Raw genomic sequence first — 11,792 nt, forward strand, 5'->3', positions numbered from 1 at the left:
ATATGCCAAAAAAACGAATACTGGTCACTTATTTCATTGCATTTATGAAGTTATCATGCATCACCCTCCTCACCTTGCTATCCATGGCCGGCACCCTGTTAGCACATAAAAGCGAGGCACAGCAAACCAGCAGCACAGTCATTCAATTTAAGTCGAAGAACATCGCCTTAGAAGAGGTGCTGCAAACCATTCAGGCGCAATCAGACTTCAACCTGATCTATAGCCCAAGCCAGATTAATGGGCAGATCGTAGTAGAACTACCTCAAAAGCGTACTACATTAGACGTGCTTCTGCAGTATTTGGCCGAAACTGCCGCCTTAGTTCCCGAAGTAAACAAAGGAAATATTTACATCAACCGCAAACAACAACCCGGAAGGCTCGCCGGCTTTATCAAAGACACGGAAGGCAATCCACTTATCGGTGCGAGCGTCAGTTTATTAGGAACCAATAACGGCACTATGACCAAAGAAGATGGCAGCTTTGCCCTTCAGGCCTACCCCGGTACCTATACACTCCGTGTGAGCTATATTGGTTATGAAACATACGAGCAAAAAGGTGTCAACGTTCTGGAGAATAAAGAAACATCGCTACAGGTGAGCTTACGCGGAACGGGGCAACTGCAAGAAGTGGTTGTGAGCTACGGTACCCAACGTAGACGCGAAATCACGGGTGCACTGGAAGAAATCAGTGCCGAAAATTTACAGGATATGCCTGTCAACCAATTTGCACAACAACTACAGGGTAAACTGGCCGGTGTCCAAATTTATCAAACATCAGGACAACCTGGCAGGGGGATGTCCTGGCGTATTCGTAACGCAGCGTCCCTCTCCTCCGGCAATTCCCCCCTTTTTGTTATCGACGGTATGCCAATCACTGGCAGCATCAATAACATCAATCCCGCAGAAATCGAATCTTTCACCGTATTGAAAGACGCATCAGCTACCGCTTTGTATGGGTCAAGGGCCTCAAACGGTGTGATCCTTATCACCACCAAACATGCGAAACCCGGCGATCAAACCAAAGTGGAACTAAACAGTAACTATGGTATCCAAACCATTCCAAGTCGCGGTGTACCCGTCATGATGAATGCCCGCCAGTATGCGACGTTCATGAACGAACGCTATCAGGACATGATTCGCTATGAAGGCTATAAAGGCACCATCCCGGAGGTTTATCAAAATCCCGAGCAATATGGTGAAGGTACCGATTGGTTTGATTTGTTAACCCGTACCTCCCCCATTCAGCAATACGATATAAGTTTCACCAGCGCAGGTAAACACTCCGCATCGTCGGTTGTGGCAGGCTACCAGAATCAACAAGGAGTTGTTATCAATAGCGGTACCCAACTTTACTCCCTTCGTATCAATCAAGATTATAATCTCTTTGACGACAAGCTAAAGGTTGGTTTTAACCTCGCTCCGAGCTATCGTTTAGATCACAACAACCGCTTAGACGACGGTATTCAAGGCATTGTCCAAAAAACTTCCGAGGCGAGCCCCTTAATCAATCCCTATGATGAAAACGGTAACCTCGTTAAATACGCCAGCTCTCCCGGTATGGTTAACTACATCAATCCACTGGCTCGCTATCTAATGGTGAAAGACGACTATAAAACCACCCGTATTTTAGGTAATGCTCATCTTAACTATCAAATATGGGACGGCCTCAGCCTGAAAGGTTTGTTCGGTATCGATAAAGGTGATGAATCACGGCAATTCTTTTCGCCTGCCCTTATTAACGGTGATGACATCTCTACAGGCACCAGTAGTTCCGTAACAAACTATAGCTATACGGCAGAAGCCAATCTAAATTATACTAAACATTGGAAGGCACATTCCATCGACGTCTTGGCAGGTTATTCCTATCAATCTTTCGATCAGGAAAGCAATACCGTTACCGGACGCAACTACGCCAGCGATGAAGTCCCTTATCTTAACGTAGCTGCCAACATCACCGGCGGCTCCAGTAATGCCACGGCTTATGGTTTGATTTCCTATCTGGGTCGAATCAATTATAGCTTCAAAAATCGTTATCTCATCAGCGCCTCCATGCGCCGTGATGGTTCCAGTCGCTTCGGCCGTGATCAAAAATACGGTTCCTTTCCTTCCTTTTCGTTGGGTTGGATCTTGAGCGATGAATCCTTTATGCAGCGCTGGAGTCAAACATTAAGCCTGCTCAAAATCCGCAGCAGCTACGGTATCACCGGAAATAACAATATAGGTAACTATACCCATATTGCGCAGTTAGGCACTGCCAACTATGTAGCTAACGGAAGTTTAGCGCCCGGCACTACTATTACCACCTTAGGCAATACCAACTTGGCATGGGAACGCAGTAAGCAATTCGATATCGGTTTAGATGCCTCCTTTTTTGGCGATAAACTTTTCTTTACCTATGATTACTACCACAAGCTGTCGGACGGCTTGATACAAGCGCGCCCTATTCCACAAGCATCCGGTTTTAGCAGCATCACTTCCAATGTAGGCGAAATCAAATTCTGGGGACACGAATTCAGCTTGGGAGGTCAGTTCGACTTTGGCGAACTCAGCTGGAATACGGCGTTCAATCTATCCTTAAACAGAAACCGCATTGAATCACTGGTGAGCCCTGGCTATTTCCGCAGGAACAACACCACCAGTGCTGATTACTACCGCAATCAGGAAGGGTATCCACTGGGCATGTTCTTCGGATACATCTTCGAAGGCCTTTATAAAGATGCAGAAGATTTAGCCAACTCAGCCAAAGAAACGAATTCGGACGTCGGTACCATTAAAATGCGCGATATGAACGGCGATGGTATTATCAACGAGAACGACCGTACTTTTATTGGTGACCCGAACCCTGACTTCCTCTTCGGGTTTACCAACAACTTCACCTACAGACGATTCGATTTAGGTATTTCCATGGCGGGAGCTATTGGCGGTGACATTATTCTACCGGCCAAATGGGCCTATTTAACCAATATGGACGGCGCGCGTAACCTCTTAGCCGAGGCGGCCGACCGCTGGCGTTCACCTGAGGAGACCGGCTCCGGCCAATTTCCGCGTACTAAAACCGGTTCAACCGGTATCGGACGGCAAGTCAATTCGCAATGGGTAGAAGATGGCTCCTATCTGGCAATGAAGAACATCACACTGGGCTACCGACATCCCGTTAAAGGTCTCGGCCCCATTAAGCAAATCCGTTTCTACACCTCTATCCAAAATGTCTTTATACTGACGAGTTATTCCGGCATGAATCCCGAAATCAGCTTAGACGGGCTAGACGGCGCCAGCATCGGGATCGACGAAAATGCCTATCCGGTACCACGCACCATCTCATTTGGTTTAAATGTCCTTTTCCAATAACGTGCATATAAAAAATAGACAAAACATGAAAAAATATATTTCCATCTTATCGGTTCTGCTTGTTTTCCTCGTACAGGGATGCAAAAATGTCTTGGAGCTGTCGCCCGAAGATCAGGTTTCCGAAACCAATTTCTTTAAAACCGAGGCCGACTTTACACAGGCTATCAATGCTGCCTACAATCCCTTACGTACGGTAGGCCCGGATTATTATACGGCCGAGATGCGTTCTGATAACACCCATTACGAACATAACCCTGCTATCCAAGGTACCGCTGTTGAAATGAAAGCCGATATTGCCGATTTCACCAACGATGCCAGTAATAACTATTCCAATCAGATCTATTACGACAGTTACAAAGGCATCTCTCGCGCCAACGTCGTGTTAGCGAGAATTGATCAGGCCAGTTTCAACGACGAAGCAAAAAATAACTTTAAAGGGCAAGCCCTATTTCTTCGTGCCTTCTATTATTTCAAGCTTGTCCGCTATTTCGGAGGTGTCCCACTGTACTTAAAAGAAGTAAATAATGAAGCGGACGCCTTCCTTCCCCGTGCATCGATAGAAGAAGTGTATACCCAGATTATCAATGATGCCTCGGAGGCTATTGCACTGTTACCGGTGCCAAGTAAGTTTCCACAATCGGGATATGCTAGCAAAGGCTCGGCTACGATGCTACTGGCGGATATTTATGCCACCCGAAAAGAATACGCACAAGCAGAAAACTTGCTCTTGAGCCTAGAAGCGATGGGGTATAGTCTACTGCCAAACTACGCGGATGTCTTCTCCACAGCCAATAAAAACAGTCGCGAATCCATCTTCGAAGTACAGTTCATGCAAGGGCTGGAAACCGGCATGCAAAGCAACTTCATTTATATCTTCTTACCTAAATGTTATAATACCGCTATTATTACCTACGGCGTAGCCACCCAAAATACCGCCACAGATGGCGGCGGCGGTTGGAACACCCCGACCCAAGATATCATTCGGGCGTATGAAACGGGTGACACACGCTTAGAAGCTTCCATTGGCGTTGCTGAAGGTACGTACGATGGCAGTTATTACTTTACCCTAACCGCTCAAAAAAGTATTGTAAACTATCAGGCTCCAGCAGGAAAGGTAGGGGTTCCTTTCATCAAAAAGTACCTCAATCCACATACCGATAAGAACAATACCAATGATAACTGGCCGGTATATCGTTTTGCCGATGCTTTATTGCTATTAGCAGAAGTACAGAACGAGCAAGGCAAAACCCAAGAAGCCATGGTACATGTCAATCGTGTACGGAGCCGGGCAATCCCGCAAGCAGCACCTTTAACAGCCACTTCGCAGGAAGATGCCCGTAAGCTCATTCTACATGAGCGACGCGTGGAACTCGCCTTTGAAAACCATCGTTGGTTTGATCTACTCCGTTCAGGCAAGGCGATCGAAACCATGAATGCCTATGGGGCCGAACTTAAGAAAACACATAGCTATTTAGTACCATCCTCCTATCAGGTAGATGAGAACAAGCTTTTGTATCCGCTTCCCTTTGCAGAAGTAGGTGTCAATCCCGAATTAATCCAGAACCCCGGCTATTAACGAAAAAGTATGTATAGTAAATTTTTAAGACTCAGCTTCTTGATCGCCCTGTTACTGCCTTTCAGTACACAGGCACAAAAAGGCAATACCCCGCCGAAAGCCAAAAATACGTTCTCTATTGCCGTGATACCGGATACGCAGTATAACACCGAGGAGAGCCAAGGTGGCACCAACAAGCTCTTCGAGACACAGATCGAATGGATACTGGCCAATCGGGAAGCAGAAAATATCGTTTACGTAGCGCATTTAGGCGATATTACCGACAAGGGCGACAGTAAGCCTGAGCAATGGGCTAATGCTGCAAAGGCGATGTACCCATTGGAAAAACCCCTACCGGGACTTCCGAATGGGTTACCCTATGGGTTAGCTGTAGGGAATCACGATCAATACCCCAGTCAATTTGCTGTAAGCGGTACCACGAAATATTATAACCAATATTTTGGTATTGACCACTTTAAAGGTCGCAACTATTATGGCGGTTATTTTGGCAAAGACAACGATAGTCATTACGACCTTATTTCAGCAGGTGGGATAGATCTCATCATTATTTACCTCGAATTTGATGCTTTCGACGAGCAGCAAGAGGCCATGAACGATTGGGCGGTAAATTTATTGAAGCAGTATAAAGACCGAAAAGCCATTATCGTCAGCCACTACATTCTTGGCTATAATCCCGTAGCGGGTAGCAATGTGGCGGGGCAGGCGTCCTTTGGCAAGCAAGGGCAACGTCTGTACGATCGCGTAAAAACCCAGTCCAATGTATTCCTGATGCTTTGCGGTCACGTAGGCGACAATGGCGAGGGCTATCGCCAAGATACTTATGCCGGCCATACCATCAAAACCATGTTATCCGACTATCAAAGTCGACCCATGGGCGGCAATGGACTCATGCGTTTATTGACCTTTGATCTTGAAAAAGATCAATTACGAGTCCGTACGCTATCCCCCTATCATCAGCTAGAAGAAAAAGACGAAGACAGTTTCTTTACCTTACCGCTTTTCCGCGAAGCTTCGGCCAGCAGGATCTATGACTTTGACTTAGACGGCAAGGCCGATCTATATCGTTTCAAAGACGGAAATTGGTACGATGCTAAAAGTATCAAAAGCTCATTAGGTCGCAAAGGTGATATTCCTGTTCCGGCACCTTATACGGGTTATGGCAAGACCAACCCAGCGGTCTATAATGCTGCCGGCGCATCATTTTATGTGGCCGATTGGCGAGCTGTTCCACTAGGAAAACCGGGAGACATTCCCGTTCCTGCAGATTATGATGGCGATGGCATTACTGATCTAGCCGTTTGGAATCCGGAAACAGCCGAATGGTCAGCGGCAGGAAAAGACCCCGTTAAGCATGGATGGAAAGCCTCTGTGCCCGTACCGGCCGATTATGATGGAGATGGCGCGGCGGAAATGGCCATTTGGCGTCCCAGCAACAAAACCTGGTATATTGCCACGGTTGGGAATGTACCTTTTGGCGAAACGGGCGACATACCCCTACCGGCAGATTACAATGGCGACGGGAAAGCAGATATAGCAGTATGGCGACCGAGCACCGGCGAATGGCTCGTATACGGTGCTGAGAAAGCCATTAAGCTGGGTAAGATGGGTGATCTACCCATTCCCGGTGATTACGACGGAAGTGGTAAAGTGCAACCGGCCATATTTGATCCGGCAGCAAAAGTCGTTCGTTTTGCTAACGGGCAAAGTATTCCGTTTGATGCAGGTATCGAAGAAGTTGTCAATATACCTTATGCTATTAAGCGATATTATTTGGATCTGATGAAAAAATAGATTCATATGCTGAGGAAACGGAATATCGTTTCCTCAGCATTAGTCTTTATCTAACAGCTTCTCAAAAGCCATCCGTGCGCCGCCGCGAAAATAAACCTTTCCACAATATTGGTAGTTCAACTTTTCCAGTATACGTAGCATCGCTTTGTTATCAAAATTGGTATCCACTTTCACACTATAAACATCCCGCTCCATAGCCAATTTTTCCAGTTCCTTCATTAGATGCGTCGCCGCTCCTTTGGTTTTAATATCCTGTGCTACTGCTACCCGATGAACCACTACATATTTTTCATTGCTTAGCCATTCTCCCTCAAGCGCTTCGTAAGCCGGTTCACCATCAAAAATAACGGCCATATAAGCCAGAATATCGTTTTTCGATATAAGCACATAGCCGTATCCCTTATCAATATCCTGTTTTACCGCCTCCGGATTCGGATAGCCATCTTGCCATTGCTCACTTCCCTGCTGTTTCCTTAATTCAATGGCTTGTTGTAAGATCTCCCAAATTCTGTCTTTATCTTCTATTGTTGCCGCTCGTAAAGTAAATTCGTTTGTCATAGTTCTAGAAAGCGTAAAAATACGGTTTTATAAAATCGTCTTGGTGATTTAATTGTCAAGAATCTTCATTCGTACACGGCTTTTATTAGAAGCAAAATTATAATTGAAGTAAAGAATTACACATTAAGTTATTATTTTTAACCATCATAAATCGTATTATCTAATTATGGCTCGCGCGTTATTCTCTTTTTTGTTATTACTTGTTGTCCAGTGTGTCCTAGCACAGCCCGATACCACGGATAATAGCTTAGTAGCTTATCATCAAAAATATGCGCTAGGGAATCGATCCACATCCTTTTTAAAGCAATATATACGCAAACTTGATTCACTTGATCAACCCGTAGATCAGCAATTACTGGATGAGTATGTGGGAACTTTACAAGTACGTGATCTGGACAATTTCGAAACGGTTAGTTTTCTTCTACAGCAAGGCCCTATACTCCAAAGCAAAACTTATAGGCTAATCTACATGAATCAAACCATTGTAGATAGCATCTATCATAAGCTTCCATTAGATGAACGCAAAAAAATAAATGGAAAAATCATTAAAAATACCACTCAAAAAGCCATACAGGAAAAAGATATCAACCTGGCTTATAATCTATCGAGTTTCATGTATAACGCCTGGCTGAAGAGCAATCCATTTCTTGCTGACATTGAACAAGATCGCGTCATGGTTGAATACCTAGAACAGGTTGCTGATACCACACAGTATTTCCGACGGGCGGTCAATTATTATGATCGCGTCTATTTGTATTCAACACCCGATTCGATGTTAAAAATGAACCTAGCAGCACACGACAATAAGCCGTACCGCCAACCCTTAGACAGTGCAATGCAAGCAAGATGGGAACATATTCCAGAAGCGAGAAAAAGGCAGTATGATACACTCTTTGCCAAAAGCTTACACCGCGCAGCAGCCAGTTTTATCAAGTTAGGTGCTAAAGGCCCTTATATTTATAACAGTTTACACTGGATTCAGGCCGCTATTAAATGGCGAAACGACGTACCGGAATATTACCATACCTATGCAACGATTTTAGCTTCACTTCAATTACTTCAGGAGGCTATATCCAAAGAAGAACAGGCTATTAAATTAGCCGATCGACAGCAACAAGATACTTCCCGGTATCGGCGTCAGTTGCAAGCACTGAGAGAAGCCCTCCAAAAAAAGAAAATATTTGTAGCAGATGTGACTAACCTTGCAGATTCAAATGAATAGGAATCGTAAATGACACCCTAACCGGAATCCCGCGCAATTTCCCGGGCTTCCATCTTGGAGCAGCACGGAGCACGCGAACACCTTCTTCCCCTGTTCCAAGCCCTAAATCTTGCACAACTTTTATATCAACCAGCTTCCCCTCTTTATCTACTACAAAGCTTAGTACAACAGCCCCGTTGACTCGTTGTTGATAAGCTTGTCGTGGGTACCTGTAGTTCATACCAATGAAACGATATAAAGCCGGCATCCCATCCGGATACACCGGACGTTCTTCCACTTTACTATAAGACACTTCTGTACCCGCGGAGTCAACGCTCGTTCCTTCTATCAGTTTACCTTCGGCATAACGTTCGGTATAGCTATATTTCCGTTTCAAAAAAGTCCCTTTCCATTGCCCGTCTTTATAGCCATTTTTATAAGCTCCCTCCTCAAAATCCTTGTCGTCATTCATATCCTTGACCTGTCCATTACCATCTTTAACCAATTGCGTTCCGAGAGAATCATAAAATACCATCAACTTGGCCGGGGGTACGTCCATTTTCAGGTTTTCTCTTCCCTTCCCTACCCTGCCCGGCGCAATCATTTCCGATTTGAGTTGGCCGTTTTTGTAATAATAGCGGCAATCACCTGCCAAAACACCATCAACGTATTGTTCTTCGCTTATTTTCTTACCATCTTTTTGAAAGGTTGTCACCAAATCGACCAAAGTAATCCGATCGTGAAAAAAAAAAGCACTCCCCGTACGATACACCTCTCCGGTTATGTATTGCTCCAACAGCTTATAGGGTGCATTCGGTTCTTTGCCCGGTGTTAGGGTACGTATATATTGTGCGCTATCCTTTTCTGCAACAATATGGCGGTGCTTATTAAGGTAAGTAACTATTTGATCTTGTCCAAAACCAGGCAACGAAAGCATCGTACCAAATAAAAAGACCATGAGCGTACTGAAACGCAGGAGAAAAATATTCATAAAATCTAGAGACGATTAAATATCGCCACTAATATAATAGCTCTATGTTAAACACAACAAAATAAGTGAAATTTAATAAAGTCACTTGGCGATATAATTTTATTAAGGCTGTACCACCCTATAAAAATGACAAAACTAACTGCTTAATCGGAATCCATTTTTCCGTAAATAACACATAGAACAACACAATAGTTCCAATTAAGATCAAAAACATCCATTCACTTTTCTTTACTTTCATACTATCTGATTTAAAAGAGGTTGCCCGTAAATACAGGCAACCTACAAAAAGGACCTCGCTACTTCAGCATTCCATATACCAAACCCGGAATGGTGCAATACCGAAGATATAAACCTACTGCATAACCAACATCATGGCCGAATGAAGTATTTTCATCAATATGTCCGCCTTCAATCTGTTGAAGCTCATCCATTGATAATTCGATGATTTGTTCACTTTTCATATCTATAAAATTAGTTAAAACAAACAGTTAAAAAGCTTCAGCAACACCTGCTTTGAAGCCTTTCCAATCACTAATTACAGCAGTAGCACCTGCAATAAGAACCCCTGCTGCAACTGTCGCTAAAAATCCTAATCCGCCATTAGTCGATTCAAGCTCTGCCTGAGTCATAGGCACTAAATCTGCATTTAAAATTTCGGTATTCATACGTGTTTACAAAAATTAATTAGGCCTACTCTATTAATTAAGGTTTTCGGCATACCCTTTTTTGATCATGACCGATGGTAAAATTATATAAAGCAAAAATCGGATACCATCCCTGAAAACTGGTATTTATGATAATACCAGTTTTCAGGGATTGCTTCACCTAGCTTAGCTCGGTAATTTTGAGTGAAGAGGATACTAAAATTCTCCTCTAACCCAGAGGTTGCTGAAAATCTTGAAAAGAGTAAGCGTTAAACAACAAGTTATAAAGATGGAAAAGACACCAAAAAATGCGGCAGAAGCAGTCGAAATCAAAGAACTGACAACAGAAGAACTGGCTAATGTAACAGGCGGATCCATTCTGGTTCCCATCATTGACATTATTGTTGGCGGGATTAAAGGAAATTTTCCAAAAATGTTCGCTTAAATTCACATTCGGTGCCTGATAAAAATTGGGCACCTCATTTTTCTAAGATGAACAGTAAGGTTATTTTTCCAGCAGAAATTGCCAATCTCACTACCGAAGGCCATTTCAACCGACATTATAACAATAGTAAAATCATCTATCTAATGACGCTATTGGCAATAAGTATCGGTTTTATTTCGCTCTTTTTCATTCGAGTTGACGTAAGCGTAGAAGGTACAGGTATCCTTACTCCTTCTGCAGAACGGAACGTGGTTAAAGCTCCTGTTGCCGGCCGAATCGACAAGGTTTATTTCAAACTAAATCAACCGGTAGCGGCGGGTGATATCCTATTCACTGTTCAAACAAATGTTATCGATGAACAATCGGGATATCTAATGCGAAAAAGTTCGGATCTTCAACAACGAATTAACGATTTATCAGCACTTGTAACACAAAAAAACAACTTTAACACTCAATTGTCCTTACGGACTTCTATTTACCGACAGCAACAAAACCTATATATTCAACAGCTGAAAGAAGCTGATTTAGCATTAGAAAACGCCTTGGTATCGTTTAACCGTAACAGGCAATTACACGAAAAACGCGTATTATCTGACGCGGAGTTTGAAAAATTCGTGTATGAAAAAGATCGTGCTACTTCCAAAAGAAAATTAGTCCAAGAGCAACAAATTTCACAGTGGCAAAATGATTTGGCTAATTTAAAGACTGAATTGAGTGAAATACACTCGCAACGAGATAAATATAAGCAAGAGTTAGACTTTTATACCGTCAGGGCCCCTATTAAAGGGTCTATTCAACAATTTAGTGGTCTTCTATCGGGCAATTTCGTCTCTGCAGGAGAAACGGTAGCCGAAATTTCGCCCGATTCTGGCTTGATAGCCACCGTAAACATTCTTCCGAAAGATATTGGCTTAATCTCTCTGAATCAACCCGTTCGCTTTCAGATTGATGCCTTTAATTACAACGAATGGGGCGTTGCCCATGGTACCGTATTTGACATCTCACGAGATGTATACTTAGACGAAAACCAATCACCTTATTTTCAGGTAAAATGCTCCTTAAAAGAAAACGCCTTACGGTCAAACAATGGTTATGAAGGCACCTTAAAAAAAGGGCTTGGTTTCCAGGCCAGGTTTATGGTAGCAAAACGATCTCTCTTTCAATTGCTCTATGATAAGGTGGATGATTGGTTAGATCCACGCCAAAACAAACCGAAAATGCTACTTAGAAAATAAAAGA

At 43.5% G+C, this 11,792-nt stretch carries 10 protein-coding genes; 6 read left to right on the top strand and 4 right to left on the bottom strand.

Going from position 1 to position 11,792, the window contains the following annotated elements; translation table 11 throughout:
* Positions 1–2: 2 nt before the first annotated feature.
* The 3 genes from FKG96_RS00805 to FKG96_RS00815 are packed head-to-tail and all read left to right on the top strand — an operon-like array spanning position 3 to position 6,714.
* Positions 3–3,347, top strand: coding sequence for a TonB-dependent receptor (locus FKG96_RS00805; RefSeq protein WP_149104984.1), 3,345 nt, complete (start codon positions 3–5; stop codon positions 3,345–3,347).
* A gap of 25 nt (positions 3,348–3,372) precedes the next feature.
* The gene (locus FKG96_RS00810) at positions 3,373–4,923 is read left to right on the top strand and encodes a RagB/SusD family nutrient uptake outer membrane protein (protein WP_013664113.1); all 1,551 of its coding nucleotides are present in this window, start codon (positions 3,373–3,375) and stop codon (positions 4,921–4,923) included.
* 9 nt (positions 4,924–4,932) lie between these two features.
* Positions 4,933–6,714, top strand: coding sequence for a metallophosphoesterase (locus FKG96_RS00815; protein WP_149104985.1), 1,782 nt, complete (start codon positions 4,933–4,935; stop codon positions 6,712–6,714).
* A 39-nt stretch (positions 6,715–6,753) separates the two neighbouring features.
* Here FKG96_RS00815 and FKG96_RS00820 read toward each other — a convergent pair whose 3' ends face one another.
* On the bottom strand, positions 6,754–7,272 hold the full coding sequence (locus tag FKG96_RS00820; RefSeq protein WP_041387073.1) for a GNAT family N-acetyltransferase: 519 nt from the start codon (positions 7,270–7,272) through the stop codon (positions 6,754–6,756).
* Between the two features lie 166 nt (positions 7,273–7,438).
* On the opposite strand from FKG96_RS00820, the gene FKG96_RS00825 reads away from it, so the two are divergent.
* Positions 7,439–8,494 (top strand): hypothetical protein, encoded by a 1,056-nt coding sequence (locus FKG96_RS00825; RefSeq protein WP_130855082.1) that lies wholly within the window; start codon positions 7,439–7,441, stop codon positions 8,492–8,494.
* Here the strand turns inward: FKG96_RS00825 and FKG96_RS00830 are convergent.
* From FKG96_RS00830 to FKG96_RS00840, 3 genes are all read right to left on the bottom strand, one after another.
* Positions 8,469–9,464, bottom strand: a complete 996-nt coding sequence (locus FKG96_RS00830) for an energy transducer TonB (RefSeq protein WP_130855081.1) — start codon at positions 9,462–9,464, stop codon at positions 8,469–8,471. The two genes, FKG96_RS00825 and FKG96_RS00830, sit on opposite strands and share 26 nt — an antisense overlap.
* A gap of 296 nt (positions 9,465–9,760) precedes the next feature.
* Positions 9,761–9,925, bottom strand: a complete 165-nt coding sequence (locus FKG96_RS00835; protein ID WP_130855080.1) for a bacteriocin — start codon at positions 9,923–9,925, stop codon at positions 9,761–9,763.
* Positions 9,926–9,952: 27 nt separating this feature from the next.
* Positions 9,953–10,129, bottom strand: coding sequence for a class IIb bacteriocin, lactobin A/cerein 7B family (locus FKG96_RS00840; protein WP_130855079.1), 177 nt, complete (start codon positions 10,127–10,129; stop codon positions 9,953–9,955).
* Between the two features lie 268 nt (positions 10,130–10,397).
* Here FKG96_RS00840 and FKG96_RS00845 point away from each other — a divergent pair, with 268 nt between their 5' ends.
* Both FKG96_RS00845 and FKG96_RS00850 read left to right on the top strand, forming a co-directional pair.
* Entirely contained in the window at positions 10,398–10,553 is a 156-nt protein-coding gene (locus FKG96_RS00845; RefSeq protein ID WP_130855078.1) for a class IIb bacteriocin, lactobin A/cerein 7B family, read from the top strand.
* An 11-nt stretch (positions 10,554–10,564) separates the two neighbouring features.
* The gene (locus FKG96_RS00850) at positions 10,565–11,788 is read left to right on the top strand and encodes an HlyD family secretion protein (protein ID WP_149104986.1); all 1,224 of its coding nucleotides are present in this window, start codon (positions 10,565–10,567) and stop codon (positions 11,786–11,788) included.
* Positions 11,789–11,792: the final 4 nt, after the last annotated feature.

Source organism: Olivibacter sp. LS-1 (assembly GCF_008245145.1).
GTDB lineage: Bacteria > Bacteroidota > Bacteroidia > Sphingobacteriales > Sphingobacteriaceae > Olivibacter > Olivibacter oleidegradans.

Coding starts and splice junctions, on each gene's coding strand:
- FKG96_RS00840 (WP_130855079.1), bottom strand. CDS start 10,129: ATGAATACCGAAATTTTAAATGCAGATTTAGTGCCTATGACTCAGGCA.
- FKG96_RS00830 (WP_130855081.1), bottom strand. CDS start 9,464: ATGAATATTTTTCTCCTGCGTTTCAGTACGCTCATGGTCTTTTTATTT.
- FKG96_RS00825 (WP_130855082.1), top strand. CDS start 7,439: ATGGCTCGCGCGTTATTCTCTTTTTTGTTATTACTTGTTGTCCAGTGT.
- FKG96_RS00810 (WP_013664113.1), top strand. CDS start 3,373: ATGAAAAAATATATTTCCATCTTATCGGTTCTGCTTGTTTTCCTCGTA.
- FKG96_RS00835 (WP_130855080.1), bottom strand. CDS start 9,925: ATGAAAAGTGAACAAATCATCGAATTATCAATGGATGAGCTTCAACAG.
- FKG96_RS00815 (WP_149104985.1), top strand. CDS start 4,933: ATGTATAGTAAATTTTTAAGACTCAGCTTCTTGATCGCCCTGTTACTG.
- FKG96_RS00820 (WP_041387073.1), bottom strand. CDS start 7,272: ATGACAAACGAATTTACTTTACGAGCGGCAACAATAGAAGATAAAGAC.
- FKG96_RS00805 (WP_149104984.1), top strand. CDS start 3: ATGCCAAAAAAACGAATACTGGTCACTTATTTCATTGCATTTATGAAG.
- FKG96_RS00845 (WP_130855078.1), top strand. CDS start 10,398: ATGGAAAAGACACCAAAAAATGCGGCAGAAGCAGTCGAAATCAAAGAA.